The 17,377-nt window shown below is 42.8% G+C and carries 15 protein-coding genes; 12 read left to right on the top strand and 3 right to left on the bottom strand.

Features of this window, described 5'->3' with window-relative positions; genetic code table 11:
• Position 1: 1 nt before the first annotated feature.
• The 6 genes from kdpB (at position 2) to FPZ42_RS16760 (ending at position 8,375) form a co-directional block, all read left to right on the top strand.
• Positions 2-2,038 (top strand): potassium-transporting ATPase subunit KdpB, encoded by a 2,037-nt coding sequence (gene kdpB, locus FPZ42_RS16785; RefSeq protein WP_146273023.1) that lies wholly within the window; start codon positions 2-4, stop codon positions 2,036-2,038.
• A gap of 70 nt (positions 2,039-2,108) precedes the next feature.
• On the top strand, positions 2,109-2,660 hold the full coding sequence (locus FPZ42_RS16780; RefSeq protein ID WP_146273022.1) for a K(+)-transporting ATPase subunit C: 552 nt from the start codon (positions 2,109-2,111) through the stop codon (positions 2,658-2,660).
• A gap of 181 nt (positions 2,661-2,841) precedes the next feature.
• Entirely contained in the window at positions 2,842-3,885 is a 1,044-nt protein-coding gene (locus FPZ42_RS16775) for a porin (protein WP_315898400.1), read from the top strand.
• Between the two features lie 17 nt (positions 3,886-3,902).
• Positions 3,903-5,036, top strand: coding sequence for a sensor protein KdpD (locus FPZ42_RS16770; RefSeq protein ID WP_146273020.1), 1,134 nt, complete (start codon positions 3,903-3,905; stop codon positions 5,034-5,036).
• Positions 5,033-6,781 carry a sensor histidine kinase gene (locus FPZ42_RS16765; RefSeq protein ID WP_146273019.1) on the top strand — a complete coding sequence of 583 codons (1,749 nt, stop codon included), beginning with the start codon at positions 5,033-5,035 and terminating at the stop codon, positions 6,779-6,781. Before FPZ42_RS16770 ends, FPZ42_RS16765 begins: the two co-directional genes overlap by 4 nt.
• A 58-nt stretch (positions 6,782-6,839) precedes the next feature.
• Positions 6,840-8,375: a serine hydrolase domain-containing protein gene (locus tag FPZ42_RS16760; RefSeq protein WP_146273018.1), complete on the top strand. Its 1,536-nt coding sequence runs from the start codon at positions 6,840-6,842 to the stop codon at positions 8,373-8,375.
• Between the two features lie 254 nt (positions 8,376-8,629).
• Here the strand turns inward: FPZ42_RS16760 and FPZ42_RS16755 are convergent, their stop codons facing one another.
• From FPZ42_RS16755 to metK, 3 genes are all read right to left on the bottom strand, one after another.
• On the bottom strand, positions 8,630-9,487 hold the full coding sequence (locus FPZ42_RS16755; RefSeq protein ID WP_146273017.1) for an ROK family protein: 858 nt from the start codon (positions 9,485-9,487) through the stop codon (positions 8,630-8,632).
• A gap of 39 nt (positions 9,488-9,526) precedes the next feature.
• Positions 9,527-10,456 carry an EamA family transporter gene (locus FPZ42_RS16750; protein ID WP_146273016.1) on the bottom strand — a complete coding sequence of 310 codons (930 nt, stop codon included), beginning with the start codon at positions 10,454-10,456 and terminating at the stop codon, positions 9,527-9,529.
• Positions 10,457-10,530: 74 nt separating this feature from the next.
• Positions 10,531-11,781 carry a methionine adenosyltransferase gene (gene metK / locus FPZ42_RS16745; protein ID WP_146273015.1) on the bottom strand — a complete coding sequence of 417 codons (1,251 nt, stop codon included), beginning with the start codon at positions 11,779-11,781 and terminating at the stop codon, positions 10,531-10,533.
• A gap of 212 nt (positions 11,782-11,993) precedes the next feature.
• Here metK and FPZ42_RS16740 point away from each other — a divergent pair, with 212 nt between their 5' ends.
• The 6 genes from FPZ42_RS16740 to FPZ42_RS16715 all read left to right on the top strand — a co-directional run bounded on the left by FPZ42_RS16740 (position 11,994) and on the right by FPZ42_RS16715 (position 17,377).
• Entirely contained in the window at positions 11,994-12,887 is an 894-nt protein-coding gene (locus FPZ42_RS16740) for a diacylglycerol/lipid kinase family protein (RefSeq protein ID WP_146273014.1), read from the top strand.
• Positions 12,888-12,893: 6 nt separating this feature from the next.
• Positions 12,894-13,229 carry a translation initiation factor gene (locus tag FPZ42_RS16735; protein WP_146273013.1) on the top strand — a complete coding sequence of 112 codons (336 nt, stop codon included), beginning with the start codon at positions 12,894-12,896 and terminating at the stop codon, positions 13,227-13,229.
• A gap of 159 nt (positions 13,230-13,388) precedes the next feature.
• Positions 13,389-14,993, top strand: coding sequence for a phosphoenolpyruvate carboxykinase (ATP) (pckA, locus tag FPZ42_RS16730; protein WP_146273012.1), 1,605 nt, complete (start codon positions 13,389-13,391; stop codon positions 14,991-14,993).
• Positions 14,994-15,286: 293 nt separating this feature from the next.
• A complete protein-coding gene (locus tag FPZ42_RS16725; protein ID WP_146273011.1) occupies positions 15,287-16,120 on the top strand; it encodes a MotA/TolQ/ExbB proton channel family protein in 834 nt (277 codons plus the stop codon).
• Between the two features lie 98 nt (positions 16,121-16,218).
• Entirely contained in the window at positions 16,219-16,836 is a 618-nt protein-coding gene (locus FPZ42_RS16720) for an ExbD/TolR family protein (RefSeq protein WP_146273010.1), read from the top strand.
• 7 nt (positions 16,837-16,843) lie between these two features.
• Complete coding sequence (locus tag FPZ42_RS16715; RefSeq protein ID WP_146273009.1) at positions 16,844-17,377, top strand: ExbD/TolR family protein; 534 nt, start codon at positions 16,844-16,846, stop codon at positions 17,375-17,377.

Here is a 17,377-nt window from a genome sequence, read left to right as displayed (position 1 = left end):
AATGAAAACTTCATCTAATAAATTATTTGAACCGGCTTTAGTGCAAAGCGCATTAAAAGAGTCGTTCATAAAACTTAACCCCAAAACCATGATGCGCAACCCCGTGATGTTCACGGTGGAGGTTGGTACCGTTATCATGCTGTATGTTACTTTCTATAGTTTCACACATGCTGGTCAGGGTTCGTTCGCTTACAACTTAAGCATCTTCATCATACTGTTGCTAACCTTGTTGTTTGCCAATTTTGCCGAGGCTATTGCCGAAGCACGTGGTAAGGCACAGGCAGATAGCTTGCGCAAAACCCGTGAGGACACACCTGCAAAAGTGCTACAGGACGATGGCTCTATCGTAACCCGCTCATCAAACCAGTTGCTTAAAGGTGATGTGTTTGTTTGCGAGGCTGGTGATACTATCCCAACCGACGGTGAGATCATCGAGGGTTTGGCTACAATAGACGAATCTGCCATTACTGGCGAATCTGCCCCGGTTATCCGCGAAGCAGGTGGTGATAAATCGTCGGTTACCGGTGGTACCAAAGTATTATCAGACAATATTAAAGTGGTGGTAACTACCCAGCCGGGCGAAAGCTTCCTGGATAAAATGATCGCATTAGTTGAAGGTGCATCGCGCCAGAAAACCCCTAACGAGATCGCTTTAACAATTCTTTTGGCAAGCTTTACGCTGGTATTTATTATTGTATGTGTAACACTGCAGCCCTTTGCAGCTTACGCTAACACAACCATCACTATAGCAGCGCTGATCTCCTTATTTGTTTGTTTGATACCAACCACTATCGGCGGTTTGTTATCAGCAATTGGTATTGCCGGGATGGATAGGGCATTGCGTGCAAACGTGATCACAAAATCTGGTAAAGCGGTAGAAACTGCAGGCGATATCGACGTGTTGCTGCTTGATAAAACAGGCACCATCACCATAGGTAACCGTAAAGCAACTCATTTTTGGCCGGCACCGGGCGTAGCCCAGGATGATTTTGTAAGGGCTTGTGTGCTATCATCATTGGCTGATGAAACTCCAGAAGGTAAATCTATCATTGAGCTTGCACAACAAAGCGTTAGTCAGTTTGCGTTAACTGCGCCAAAGGATTCTGAGTTTATCAAATTTACTGCAGAAACAAGGGCAAGCGGTATTAACACGCCGGATGGTACACGTATTCGCAAGGGTGCATTTGACTCTATTCGCAACCTGGCCATTAATGCCGGTAATAAGTTTGACAACGAGATTGAGGAACGCGTAAAAACCATTTCTTCTAAAGGCGGTACCCCATTGGTAGTTGCTAAAAACGAAGAAGTTGTTGGTGTGATAGAATTGCAGGACATTATTAAGCCTGACATTGCTGAGCGTTTTGAGCGCCTGCGTAAAATGGGTATCAAAACCGTAATGGTAACAGGTGATAACCCGCTAACTGCAAAATTTATTGCTGAAAAAGCCGGTGTTGACGACTTTATTGCCGAAGCTAAACCTGAAGATAAAATGCGTTACATTAAAGCCGAACAGGCTGCGGGTAAACTGGTAGCCATGATGGGTGATGGTACAAATGACGCCCCTGCACTTGCCCAGGCAGATGTTGGCGTAGCCATGAACAGCGGTACCCAGGCAGCCAAAGAAGCAGGTAACATGGTGGATCTGGATAATGACCCAACCAAGCTTATCGAGATCGTAGAGATAGGTAAGCAGTTACTCATCACCCGCGGTACGCTAACCACTTTCTCCATCGCTAATGATGTGGCCAAGTATTTCGCTATCGTACCGGCTTTGTTTATTGCTTCTATACCTGCTTTACAGGCCATCAATATCATGCATCTGCACAGTCCTGAGAGTGCAATACTATCGGCAGTGATCTTCAATGCCATCATTATTCCATTGCTTATCCCATTGGCATTAAAAGGTGTTGCTTACAAACCTATTGGAGCAAGCGCATTGTTACGCCGTAACTTGATGATATATGGTTTAGGTGGTGTAATTGTTCCGTTCATCGGTATCAAATTAATTGACCTGGTGATAGCGCTGTTTATAAAATAAATTTTACTCACCTGAGCAAGTACCGTAAAGCGAGGCTTGCTCAGGTGGAAATCAATAAATCTCAAATAAAATGAAAACGCTCGTACAATCTATCAGATTAACCTTGGTGTTAACTGCGTTGTTATGTGTTATATATCCTGTGTTTATTTCTTTCGCCAGTAAAATGGCAAAAGGCAAAGGCAACGGTGAAACAATCACCGTGAACGGTAAAGTTGTTGGCTATGCGCTGTTAGGCCAAAAGTTTGATAAGCCACAGTATTTCTGGAGTCGCCCATCAGCAGTAGGTTATAACGCAGCCGGTTCCGCGGGTTCAAACAAAGGCCCGTCAAATCCTGATTACTTAAAAGAAGTAAGCAACCGTATCGACACCCTGCTTAAATACAACCCTGGCATCAAACGCAGCGATATCCCTGCCGATATGGTTACTGCATCGGGCAGTGGTTTGGATCCGGATATTTCTCCAGCAGGGGCAATCATACAAATTAATCGCATTGCTGCTGTCCGCAAGTTAGACGAACAGAAGGTAGCTGCATTGGTAAAAGAACATACTGAAAAGCCAATGTTTGGCCCTGCCAAAGTGAACGTGCTAAAGCTTAATGTAGCTTTAGATGAACTGAAATAATCAATAACCTTATCAAAATTACAGTGGCGTTGTCCGGGCTTTGTTTCGGAGAGCACGCTTATTAATGACATTGGCAGATATGCGTCTGCCTGCGCGTTGTGCTGAGTAATACTTAGCGCAATGCGTATCAAGAACTAATTCGATGAAAAAACTTATATCTACGTGTATTCTCGCCTTGTGTATGACATCATTATTTGCACAGGATTCTGTAAAAACAGGTGGTAACCTTACTATCAGTGGTTACGCCGAACTGTACTATGGCTACGATTTTAATAAGCCGGCTAACAATACACGCCCGAGCTTTGTGTATTCGCATAATCGCCACAACGAGGTAAATCTCAACTTGGGCTTTATCAAAGCCAATTACGATAACGGCAGTATTCGCGCTAACGTAGCGCTCATGGCCGGTACTTATGCTAACGCAAACCTGGCTGCAGAGCAGGGGGTATTTAAGAATGTGTTTGAAGCCAACGCGGGTATCAAGTTGTCTAAATCTGCTAACTTATGGTTAGATGCAGGTATTTTTGCATCGCACATTGGCTTTGAAAGTGCTATATCCAAAGACTGTTGGGTGCTTACACGTAACATCGCGTCAGAAAACACGCCTTACTACGAAACAGGGGCTAAATTGACTTACACCACCAATGATGGTAAGCTTACATTAACCGGCCTTTACTTAAACGGATGGCAGCGCATAAACCGGCAGGATGGCAACAGCAAGCCAGCAGGTGGTTTGCAGGTGACTTATAAAGCTGCGGATAACATCACGCTTAATTACAGTAATTATGTAGGTATTGAAGGTGCCGACTCAGTAGGCGTACGCCGTATCTATCATAACTTTTATGGTATATTTCAGCTAACCAACAAATTTGGCATCACTGCCGGGTTTGATTATGGTATGCAGCAAAAAGCCAAAGGCAGTGACGATTATAATCACATCATTTCGCCGGTTGCCATTGCGCGTTATCAGCTTGCAGATAAATGGGCAGTTGCCGGCAGATTTGAGTACTACAAGGATAAAAATGGAATTTTTATAGCCACCGGGACAACAAACGGCTTTGATACCAAAGGTTATTCGCTTAACGTAGATTATGCGCCAATCAAAAATGCGCTGATCCGTTTAGAAGGAAAAATTTACGATAGTAAAGACCAGATATTTGTAAAACAAACAGGTTTAACCACCCATAGTCCGTTAATAACCGCAAGTTTTGCTGTATCTTTTTAACAGTTAACAAACAGAAAATGCCACAAGACCCAAGCAATGGTAATTCGGTAAAGGATTTTATAGATCTGGTTAAGAAATCGCGCCGGGGCAAGCTCAAGGTTTATATTGGCATGAGCGCCGGTGTGGGTAAAACCTACCGAATGCTGCAGGAGGCCCATGCGTTAAAACGCAATGGCATAGGCGTACAAATTGGTTTTGTTGAAACACATAACCGCACTGAGACCCACGCATTGCTGGCGGGTCTCAGTGTTATTGAAAGGCGTAAGATATTTTACAAGGGCAAAGAGCTTGAGGAAATGGACCTGCAAGCTATTCTGAACAGTCACCCCGAGGTTGTGGTTGTCGACGAGCTGGCTCACAGCAACATCGAGGGCAGCAAGAATAGCAAGCGCTGGCAGGATGTATTTGATATTTTAGAGGCCGGGATAAGTGTTATCACGGCGGTAAACATTCAGCATTTAGAGAGCCTAAATGAAGAGATTGAAGAAATAACCGGCATCCCTATTACAGAACGTATACCGGATAAAATACTGGAAACGGCTGACGAAATTGTAAATATCGATCTTACCGCCGATGAGTTGATAGATCGATTAAAGGATGGTAAGATCTACGATAGCAGCAAAATAAAGCGGGCTTTAGAGAATTTTTTCCAAAATGATAAGATCTTACAACTGCGCGAGATAGCCTTAAAGGAAGTTGCACACTACCTGGAGCGTAAGATAGATATCGAAGTTCCGCGGCAGATAAAACTGAGGCCCGAGCGTTTCCTGGCCTGCATATCAACCAATGCCGAAACCGCCAAGATCGTTATACGTAAAACAGCCAGGCTGGCCTCATATTATCGTTCGCCGTGGATAGTGCTATATGTACAGCAGAGCAGTGAAAGTATGGAACGCATAAAACTAGATAAGCAGCGCCATTTAATTAATAATTTTAAGCTGGCAATAGAGTTGGGAGCAGAGGTAATAAAACTAAAAAGTGACCGTATTACCCAAACCATTATACAGGTTGCAGAAGAGCGGGACATCACCACCATTTGCATTGGTAAACCACACCTAAACTTGTGGCAGGTTATCCTGAAAACAACGGTATTTAACGAGCTGCTGAAAAATATAGCAGCCAGAGAAACTGATTTAGTAATACTATCATGAGAGTAAAAAATAAACTACGGTTAGGCTTCGGCTTTCTGTTTTTGGTGGTGATGTTTTTTGGTGCTTCATCACTGTTCTACATCAACCAGATATCCAACAGCGCCAAAGGCATTCTTAAGGATAACTATGAAAGTTTAAGCTACTGCCGCGAAATGCGAAGTTTGCTTGACGATAATTCCCTGCCGCTTGCACCCGCGTTAGATACAAAGTTTAAGGCGGCGCTTTTAAAAGAGCAGCACAATATCACCGAAAAAGGCGAACGACAAGCCGCCGATAGCTTAAGCGCGACTTACAATGTTTTGCAGGCATCTGGCGGTTCTGATTCGAAGATAGATACTGCGGTAAAGCACGTAAGAAAATATCTGCGCGTAGTTGAAGTAATTAACATGAACGCAATTGTGCGTAAGAACGATATGGCGCGGACATCTGTAGACGAATCGCTTACCGTATTAGGTTTTGCCAGTTTGCTGGCGTTCGTTATCCTTTTCACATTTGCGGTAAATTTCCCGGGCTTTATCATCAATCCGTTAAACAGGTTGCTAACTGGTATACGAGCTATTGGTCCGCGTAACTACAAAGAACGCATACACTTTAATAAAGATGATGAGTTTGCCGAAGTGGGTAACGCCTTCAACGAAATGGCCGAGCGCTTAAATGAGTGGGAGAACAGTAACCTTTCCAGGATCATGTCTGAAAAGCTGCGTATCGAAACCATCATCGAGCAGATGCACGATGCCATCATCGGTATAAACGAAAAGCAGGAGATACTGTTCATTAATACCGCGGCTAAGAAAATACTCAGCATTAATAGCGATAAAATTGTCTCGGGTACCGTTGCTTCCATCTCAAGAGATAACGACCTGTTCAAATCCATCATCAATGACAGCAAAGCCGGAAAGCCGTTTAAGATAGTAGTTGACGGAAAGGATTCTTATTTCCAGTTAGAAACACGCGAGATCCATGTACCTAATATGGAAAGCAATATATCAAGGCCGCTTAATATCGCCAAAACATCTGCCGGTAAGGTTTACATCCTACGCAACATCACCGAATTTAAGGAACGTGATGAGGCAAAAACAAACTTTATCGCTACCATCTCGCACGAATTAAAAACGCCAATCTCATCAATTAAGATGAGCTTAAAGCTGATGAAGGATGAGCGTGTTGGCCAGATGAACGCCGAGCAGCAGCAGTTACTGGAGCACATTAATGATGACAGCGACCGCCTGCTAAAAATAACCAGTGAGTTGCTGGAGCTGTCGCAGGTAGAGACCGGTAACATTCAATTGAATTTTATACCTGTTGATCCTACTAAAATAGTTGATTACGCCATTGAATCAGTAAACTTCCAGGCAGAGCAAAAAGGTGTTAAGCTGGAAGTGGTAAAAGATGACAACCTCCCTGATGTAAATGCCGATGTAGAAAAGACCGCATGGGTGTTGGTCAACTTTTTATCAAACGCGCTAAGGTATAGTTCAGAGCGGTCAAAGGTGGTAATTGCTGTTAAAAATAAAGGAACAGAGGTTGAATTCTCGGTAACTGATACCGGTAAGGGAATAGATGAAAAGTATCAAAAACGCTTGTTCGACAGATATTTCCAGGTGCCTACTGACGGGCAAAATAAATCAGGCTCCGGATTGGGCCTGGCTATCTCTAAAGATTTTATAGAAGCGCAGAATGGCAAAATATGGCTTAAGAGCGCCATTGGCGAGGGCAGCACGTTTGCATTTAGCTTGCCTGTGTAAGTTGTGGCTTTGAGGTATACTGTTGATTGTGTAATTTAGAAAATCAACATCAACCGTTATGCTATCATTTTTACGTGCTACCCTTTGCCTTGCAACGCTGCAGGTTGCTACCATATTTTCGCTAAGCGCACAGCATTTACCTCATAGTTCTCCTGAGGCTGAAGGCGTAGATCCGCAGGGAATACTCAACTTTGTAAATGCTACTAAAACCAGTAAAACAGAATTCCACAGCTTTATGCTGCTTAGGCATGGCAAAGTGATTGCTGAGGCGTGGTGGAACCCGTACCGCCCCGATCTGAGGCATACGCTATACTCGTGCAGTAAAAGTTTTACAGCTACTGCCGTAGGTTTTGCCATTGGGGAGAACAAATTGAAGCTCACAGATAAAGTTATCTCATTCTTCCCTGATCAATTACCAGCCAAGGTAAGCGACAATTTAGCTGCACTAACCGTTAAGGATGTACTAATGATGGCAGATGGGCAAGACCCGGAACCTATTTGGGTTGGGATAGATACCAATTGGGTAAGAGGATTTTTAGCCGCCCCCATTGTGCATAAACCGGGTACCGTTTTCCTGTATAACTCAGTAGGTACTTACATGCTTTCTGCTATTGTACAAAAGGTTACCGGGCAAACCGTGCTGCAATATTTAAAGCCACGTTTGTTTGAACCACTTGGCATTACAGGAATAGATTGGGAAACCGATCCTAAAGGGATAAATACCGGTGGCTGGGGATTACGTGTAAAGACCGAAGATATGGCCAAGTTTGCCCAATTGTTTCTGCAAAAAGGCAAGTGGAACGGCAAACAACTTTTACCGAAGGGATGGGTGGAAGAGGCAAGCAGCGTTAAGATCATTCAGCATCCTGATATGCCGAAAGCAAAAAGAGATTCAAGCGATTGGGAGCAAGGTTATTGCTACCAGATGTGGCGCTGCCGAAACAACGCTTACCGGGGCGATGGCGCTTTTGGTCAGTACATGATTGTGATGCCTGACCAGGATGCCGTACTTGCCATTACCGCAGAAACAACCGATATGCAAGAGGAGATAAACCTGGTTTGGAAACACCTGTTGCCTGCCATGAAGCCTGGTAAACTTGCGCAGAACGAACCGGTTGATATAGAACTTAGGAAAGCAATTGACGCCTTGGCACTTAAACCGGCACCTAAAAGTGATAATAGTTTCTTTAAAACCATCAACGGTAAAAGCTATTCACTCAAGGCTAACAGGTTAAAATTTAGCAGCATTAACATTACTGAATCAAATGGCGAATGCCTCGTAGCAATTAAAGGCGACACAGCAAATTATGCTTTGGCATTTGGAAACGGCGCATGGCACCTGGATCAAACAAATAAGCCTGGTTCGTCATTGACTGGTGCACTCAGGGAAATAAGAACGATGCTATCACCGGCTAAGGTGGCAGGCAGCTATACTTGGAAAGACGACCACACGTTGCAACTTACACTGCGATATATCGAGAGCCCGCATACGGAAACATTTATTTGCAACTTTAATAATAACCAGCTTACCATTCACCACGCTAATAGTTTTGAAAAGGGTAAAGAGGACCTGTTAACAGGTGTAAGCTTATAAATAATTAATATTATTATTATGGATATGTTTTGCATATTATTTAAACTTATCCATAACAAAACAAATGCATTTTTTAGGGGGATTTAGAGTAATCTGATATTATTTTACTTTATGAAATTAGATTTTCATTAAAAAGCTGTAAAGACAAATTTTAGTTATTACTTTGCAGTTCATTATACCGGCATCCTTGCCGGGTAATTGTGATAAGGTTTAGGTTGAAATCCCCCGACGGCGAGCGTAGGGGGATTTCGTTTTTATATACCTGCAGAATCTAAATAAAGCGCTGCTGCTCCCAATATGCCGCTATTGTCCAGCTCAGATACTTCGACGCGTAGATTTTCAACTGCTCGGGGGTAGGCCAGGGTTTTGATCTCATCCCACATGGTTCTTTCAAAAAAAGGGAAGGCCTTGCTTACCGATCCGCCTAAAACAATCAGCTCGGGGTCGTAGGTATACATCACTGCCTTTATCGCATAGCCTAAGTTTGTACCGTATTCGGCATACAGGGAAAGGGCTTTCTCATCATTTTCAAAAGCCTTTTTGTAGACTTTTTTGCCGTCTATTCCGTTTGTAATGGTAAAGAAAGAACCTCCGGCATAAAAATCTAAAACGCTGTCTTTGTAAGGCAGTAAACCAAATTCGCCCGCTCCGCAATTGCGGCCGCTGTAAAGATGCCTGTTAACAATAACTCCTGCACCCAGGCCCGTACCCAGGGTAAGTCCCAAGATATTCTCCTGGCCTTTGCCTTTGCCATAATAATATTCGCCAATGGCAAAGCAATTGGCATCGTTGTTTACATAAACCGGTATTTGGTATTTGTCTTCCAGGTATTTCTTTAAATGCACCTCTTTCCAAGATGGTATGTTTTGTACATCATAAACAATGCCTTCTTTAACATCAACCATGCTGGGTACACCAACGCCTATGGCTTCAGCAGGTTGTTGCATTAATAGTTGGTTAATAATTTTGCAAATGTCACCTAATACATCATCTTCGCTGCCCTGGCTTTGGATAGGCGATGAAGAGATAGTGGATAGTTTTCCGTTGGTCACAATGGCTCCGCGAACATTTGTTGCTCCAAGGTCTATACCGATGATGTTAAGATCGTTCATAGCTTAAAGATGCAAGAAATAATTTGCTAATGAGATAGATCAGGCAGGCGTTTCGGCTTTCTTTTTCATGTAAGCAGGCAGGTTAACCATTAATATCCCCACAAGGATAATAATAAGGCACAAGAGCTGCTGCATGTTTACGGGCTCGTTTATGAATAACCAGCCGAGCAGCACTGCCACAACCGGATTAACATAGGTATGCGTACTTACAATAGCTGGCGGCTTAATGGTTATAAGCCAGATAAACGACAGGTAAGCAACCAACGATCCCATAACGATAAGAAAAAGCAGCCCGCCCCAGCTTTCAGCACTTACTTGATCAAACGAGAAGCCAACATATTCGCTTTTTATTAATACAACTATAGCACAGGCTATTCCCCCGGCAATCAATTGCACCGAGGCGTTCATGGTGGTTGAGCTATTCCCTTCAGCATCTTTAGTGATCAGTGAACCCAGCACCCAGATAAGCGCACTGATAATAACTACTATGCTTGCAATAACAGTCATTGATGAGGTGCTGGTTTCGGTGACACCGAGTTTCAGAAAAAGAAATATGCCGGTAAAGCCTATGGTCAGTCCGCTCAAAATGTATTTGTTGGAAAAATATTCGGGCCAGCGTTTTTTATCAACCAGTAAGAAGATCAGCGGCTCGGTAGCCACCAGTATAGCTGCCTGCCCTGAGTTGATGTATTGTTCAGCCCAGGCTATCATGCCCGTGCCGCCCACCAGCATCATAGTGCCGCTGAGGGCATGCCGCCAAAGGTATTTCCACTCGGGGAGTTTCTCTTTTTTGAGCTTGCACCATGCCAACAATATCAGCCCGGCGGCAGTATAACGCAAGCCCACCAATATAAACGGTGGTATGGTTTTTAATCCGTAAATAACCGCCAGATATGTGGCACCCCACACCACATAAATTGCGAAGAAAGCAAATGCTACCAGTAATGGTGATGGGGTTTTATTAGTCATGAGATTTCTATTGTAACAAAAAAGGCGCACCGCTGATTGGGTACGCCTTTAATAATGTTTATTAGTTTTGGTTACTACAAACCAAAGGCGCTTTTTACTTTATCTACGTAATCGAGCTTTTCCCATGTAAATAGTTCTACTTCCCGGGTAACTACGCTGCCATCGTGTGCGTTAAATGATTTGGTAACCGTTTCGTTAGGGCGACCGAAGTGACCGTAAGCTGCAGTTTCGCTGTAGATAGGGTTACGCAGTTTAAAGCGGGTTTCGATAGCGTATGGGGTCATGTTAAAGATAGCTTCAACCTTTTTAGCGATCTCGCCATCGGTTAAACCAACTTTAGCAGTTCCGTAAGTATTTACGTAAATACCCATTGGCTGTGCAACACCTATAGCGTACGACACCTGTACCAATACTTCGCCGCAAACGCCGGCAGCAACCAGATTTTTAGCGATGTGGCGGGTTGCATAAGCTGCAGAGCGGTCAACCTTTGACGGGTCTTTACCAGAGAATGCGCCACCACCATGTGCGCCTTTACCACCGTAAGTGTCTACAATGATCTTGCGGCCTGTTAAACCGGTATCACCGTGCGGCCCACCAATAACAAATTTACCGGTTGGGTTAATGTGGTATTTAATATCGTTGTTAAAGAAGTGTGCGTATTTTGGGTATTTAGCTTTAACACGAGGGATCAAAATGCTGATGATATCGTTTTTGATCTTCTCTAACATTTCTTTCTCTTCAGCAAAATCATCATGCTGGGTTGATATTACAATGGCATCAATGCGCTGCGGCTGGTTGTCGTTGTTATACTCCAAAGTCACCTGAGATTTTGCATCAGGGCGAAGGTATTTAATGTCGGTATTTTCGCGGCGGATAGCAGCAAGCTCGCGCAATAAAGCGTGTGCAATATCCAATGCAAGCGGCATGTAGTTATCGGTTTCGCTGGTAGCGTAGCCAAACATCATACCCTGGTCGCCGGCGCCTTGCTCTTCTTTGCTTGTGCGGTCAACACCTTGGTTAATATCAGGCGATTGCTCGTGGATGGCCGATAGTACACCACAAGAGTTACCATCAAACATATATTCGCCTTTGGTGTAACCAATGCGGTTGATCACATCACGGGCTATTTTTTGAACGTCTAAGTAGGTTTTTGATTTTACCTCGCCGGCAAGTATCACCTGGCCGGTAGTCACCAAAGTTTCGCAAGCCACTTTTGATTCTGGATCAAAGGCCAGGAAATTATCAATTAACGCGTCAGATATCTGGTCGGCAACTTTATCCGGATGTCCTTCTGAAACAGACTCCGATGTAAATAAATATGACATATAATAATGTATAAAACGTTAAAGCCGAAAGGTAAGAGATTTATTTGAAACGCTGTAAAAGGAGAGCAGGGTTAGCACTTTTTTACGTGGTTGCAATCCAGCATTTGCAAAGCTGCAAAAGCATTAAATCAGTCCACTTTCGGGTGGCAAAAATAAAACAATTTTCCACAAAGCCGAAAAACATTTACTTTTGCCCGCTCAAACATAGATAGTTGAAAAGGAAAGCTTTATTTATCATCAACCCTGTATCAGGCGGAAAGAAAAAGGATAACGTGCCGGGGATGGTAAAGGAACACCTTGACCCATCTGTATTTGAATATGACTTTGAATTTACCACTGGTATTTTTCACGCGCATGACCTCGCTGTTGCCGCCGTGGGTGAGTACGATACCATCGTAGCCGTTGGTGGCGACGGTACTGTTAATGAAATAGCATCAGGCATAGTCGAGACTGACACCGAACTGGCAGTTATCCCATTTGGATCCGGCAATGGCCTGGCGCGGTTTCTGGGTATACCGATGGATACCGTTGGTGCTATCAAAAACATGAATACCGGCCGAAGCATTGTGATAGATGCAGGCAAAATGAACGATCAGTGGTTTTTTAATATGGCGGGGATGGGTTTTGACGCCCATATCAGTCATGTTTTTGCGCAGGGCGGGGATAAGCGGGGATTTGTTAATTATTTTAAATCTTCTGTACAGGAGATCTCGCAATACCGCTCGCAGGAATATCATATAGAAGTTGATGGAAAGGAACTGGATCGCGAAGCTTTTATGCTTAGCATTGCCAATTCCTCCCAATACGGTAATAATGCACACGTATCACCAACGGCATCTGTACAGGATGGCCTGCTTGATGTATGTGTGATAAAACCCTTCCCGCTTTGGCGCTTTCCGGAGATGGGCTTAAGGATGTTTTTTAAAACGGCTGATAAATCTAAGTATGTAGAGATCATAAAAGGTAAGCATGTGCATATTACACGTGTGCAGCCGGGGCCAATACACCTGGATGGCGAACCGCAATCGGCAGATATTGATATTAATATTGACGTTGTGCCATCTGCACTAAAGGTTTTAGTTGGAGATTCTTATCATAATAACTAAGCAGTTATGGCAAAAAAAAACTTTACCGGCATCATGTATTCTACCGACCCTGACTTTCAATACCAGGAAGAAGGGAGCGGCCACCAGGAAACCTTACCGCCTCACCAACAAAATTTAAAGATCTTTCTTGATAGGATCAAGGGCAATAAACTTGTAACGCGCATAAACGGCTTTGTTGGTTCCGATAACGACCTTGATGCCATAGGCAAAAAGCTGAAAAGGAAGTGCGGTGTAGGCGGATCCGTAAAGGACGGAGAGATCCTTTTACAAGGAGATTTTCGGGATAAAGTGCTTGCCATGCTGCAAACTGATGGCTATAGGGTTAAGAAAGCTGGCGGATAGTGTATCAGAAATAATTTTTATTATATTATAAATCGCTGTTTGTCAATTTATTAAATATGGTGTAAAAAGTACATCTTGTAAATTAATTGGTTTTAATCGCTTGGGTGCTCGCTTGGCCGAATACTAAGTTTGGGGTAAACATTTAACATTTACCCACAAATGAAAAGCGTATCTACCCTTACATCCCCGTTGGCCGATTTGGGCCTTCAACAGTCAAATATATTTTACCAGCTTTCGCCCGACGAGTTAATAGCTTCCGCACTGCAACGCAAAGAAGGCGTTTTGAGCGATACCGGAGCACTTGCCATTGATACCGGTACATTTACCGGCCGTTCTCCAAAGGACCGTTTTATTGTAGACGACCATATCACTCATGATAATGTTTGGTGGAGCAAAGTAAACTATAAAATGGACGGTGCGCATTTTAAGGGCCTTCACAAAAAGATGATTGCCTATCTAAATGGCCGCGATCTGTTTGTGCGCGACAGCGCTGTTTGTGCGGATGAAAAATACCGTATGAATGTTAGGGTTATAACCGAAACCGCTTACCAAAATTTATTTGCCTGCCACCTTTTTATGTGCCCGGAGGCTAATGGCATTAATGATGAGCCGGAATGGACAGTTATAGCAGCTCCAGGTTTTGAAGCCAACCCTGAGACTGATGGCACACGCCAAAAGAACTTTACCGTAATCAGCTTTAGTAAGCGTACTATATTAATAGGTGGAACAGGTTATACTGGCGAAATAAAAAAGGGGATCTTCTCTGTCCTCAACTTTGTTTTACCACATTATTATAATGTATTACCAATGCATTGCTCTGCCAATGTTGGCGCTGATGGTGATACCGCTATTTTCTTTGGTCTGTCTGGCACCGGTAAAACTACCTTATCTGCGGACCCTAACCGCATGCTGATTGGTGACGACGAGCACGGTTGGAGCAACGACAGTATCTTTAACTTTGAAGGTGGCTGCTATGCAAAATGCGTGGGTTTAACTGCTGAAAAAGAACCTCAGATATTTAATGCTATTAAACAAGGTGCGTTGCTTGAGAACATTAACTTTTTTGAGGGTACGGATAAGGTTGATTTCGATAACATCGCCAAAACTGAGAATACCCGCGTGGCATATCCGGTAAATTATATCAGTAATGCTTTGATACCTTCTATTGGTAAAGCCCCTAAAAATATCTTTTTCTTAACAGCTGATGCATTTGGTGTACTACCCCCGATAGCAAAATTAACCGCAGAACAAGCGATGTATTATTTTATTTCAGGCTATACCGCAAAGGTTGCGGGTACAGAGGCTGGCATAAATGAACCGGTAACAACGTTTTCGGCTTGCTTTGGCGAAGCGTTTCTGCCGCTTAACCCGGTGAAGTATGCTGAACTGTTGGGTAATAAGATAGAACAGCAACAGGTAAACGTTTGGTTAATAAATACCGGCTGGACAGGCGGCCCTTACGGCACCGGCAGCAGGATAAGCTTAACCTATACCCGTGCCATGATTAATGCGGTACTTAATGGTGAACTGGATGATGTGAGCTACAATACTGATCCAATTTTTAATTTGAAAATACCTGCAGCTTGCCCTAACATACCTGCAGAGATACTGCAGCCTGCCAATACCTGGGCCGATAAAGAAAGCTATGAGCGCCAGGCAAACAACCTTGCTTTAGCCTTTGTTAATAATTTTGAAAAATATACGGCAACAAGCCCGATAAACCTAATAAAAGCAGGCCCAAACATAGTTTCGGCAGTATTTTAGACTGCACTATATCAGTTTAGTTACATACTTTTTATGTGTTATAACTTGCGATTATTAAAAATTATCGGTTTTATTGTAAAAAATTGTCTCGATAACAGACAATTTTTGTGTTTAATAGCGTTATGTAAAAACCAATTTGCAAAACGCTTTTTGCTGAATATTAAATTATTATAAAGAATGACAGAAATAGTTTTTTTATTTCATAGAAATTCTAATTTTGTTTTTCGCTAAATGCGCACACATTTTATTTAACTTATATTATAAACAAAACGAAAACTAAAAATTAAAAAGTAATGGCAAACGCACCAACAAAACCAACTACTCCTGTAAAAAAAGAAAGCTCAAGTGCATCGGGCGCATTTGCGACTTTGACTATTCCACTTTGTATTGTAGTGGCTGTTTTGATTTACATGTTTATCTTAGGTCACCCAAGTCACTATAAAGGCGGCGATCCAGCAAACGAGCCTGTTGATATCTACGGTACTGTACACAAAGGTGGTGTTATCGTACCTCTGATCATGTCTTACCTGTTAATGGTAATTGTATTCTCTCTTGAGAGGTTCGTAGTAATCGGCAAAGCTTCTGGTACAGGTAACGTTGACGCTTTCGTAAGAAAAGTGCAATCTTCATTAAACGCTGGTAACATCGCAGCAGCTGACGCTGAGTGCGACAAACAAAAAGGTTCTGTAGCTAACGTTATCAAATCAGGTTTGAAAAAATACCGGGAAATGGAAATTGAGCCAAACCTTGACGTTGACCAAAAAACTTTGGCTATCCAAAAAGACATTGAAGAAGCAACTGCTTTAGAGATGCCTATGTTAGAGCAAAACTTAACCATCATTGCTACGTTGGTATCTATCGGTACATTAACCGGTCTATTAGGTACGGTAATCGGTATGATCGGTGCGTTCGCTACATTGGCAGCATCAGGTGCTCCAAACCAGGCAGAACTATCTTCTCACATCTCTGAGGCACTTATCAACACTGCATTGGGTATCGGTACTTCAGCTGTATCAATTGTAATGTACAATGTATTTACATCTAAAATTGACAAGTTGACTTACGCTATCGACGAAACTGGTTTCAGCATCGTTCAAACATTTGCAGCATCACACAAAAACAAATAATTAAAATTAAGTTCTTGCATAATCAATTTTAACAAAATAAAATTTGGTTATTAAATTTAAAGTCTTTAATTTTATATTATTAAATAAACAAAGGAAAAATGCCAAGAGTAAAAGTTGCAAGAAAGAGCACTTCGATAGATATGACCGCCATGTGCGACGTAGCTTTCCTGCTGCTTACTTTCTTTATATTAACTGCAAAACCGAGAACAGAGGATCCGGTGCCGGTTGATATTCCTGCCTCTTCAATTGAGCAGCCTATTCCTGATGATAACGTGTTAATGCTAACCGTTGGTCAGAACAAGGTGTTCTTTAGTGTTGATGGTAATGATATCCGCAAGCAAACGCTTATCCAGATGGGTGAAAAATATAAGATCAATTTCACCCCTGATGAGCAAACTAAATTTGCTGGTTTGCCGATATTCGGTGTGCCGATCGCACAGTTGAAAAGCTTCCTTGCGCTTGATGCAGATCAGAAAAAGGAATTTAAACAGCCGGGTATACCGCGCGATACAACAAACAACAACGAGTTGTCAGACTGGATCCGTGAAGCTCGCCGTGCTGATGTTTCTTTACACAACAAAGCGTTGCGTATCTCTATCAAAGGCGATAACAAAGAGGAATATCCTGTTATCAAAGATGTGATCACTGTTTTGCAGAAACAGAAAATTAACAAATTTAACTTAGTAACGACGCTGCGTGCTGCGCCTAAAAAATAATTAAGAAATGGCAGAATTAGACACCTCCTCCGGCGGGGGGAAAAAAGGCGGTAAGGTTAGAAGTAAAAAGGCTTCTACGCGTGTTGACTTAACCGCGATGGTTGACCTTGCGTTCTTGCTGATCACTTTCTTTATGTTGACTACAACGTTGGCTAAGCCTAAGGCTATGGACGTTACCATGCCAGATAAGGATGAGAAAGTGAAAGATCAGTTAGATGTAGCTGCTTCACGCTCTATGACCATCCTGTTAGGTGCCAACAATAAGATAGAGTGGTTTGTAGGTGAGCCGGGTAAAACCCCACCAGAAACTACCTCTTATGGTAAAGACGGTTTACGTAAGGTTCTTATTGACAACAGTGAGAAAATACAACAATCAACAGGTAAGTACATGACAGTGCTGATCAAACCAAGCGTAAAATCAAACTATAAAAATTTGGTTGACGTTTTGGACGAGATGAATATCACTAAGGTACAATCATACGCAATTGTAGATATTTTACCGTTGGAGGTTGAATTGCTTAAACGTGATGGCAACTACTAA

This window comes from Mucilaginibacter achroorhodeus, from assembly GCF_007846095.1.
In the GTDB taxonomy this organism is placed as follows: Bacteria; Bacteroidota; Bacteroidia; order Sphingobacteriales; family Sphingobacteriaceae; genus Mucilaginibacter; species Mucilaginibacter achroorhodeus.
The sequence above is the reverse complement of the archived record's forward strand: the minus strand, read 5'-3'. Positions and strand labels throughout refer to the sequence as shown.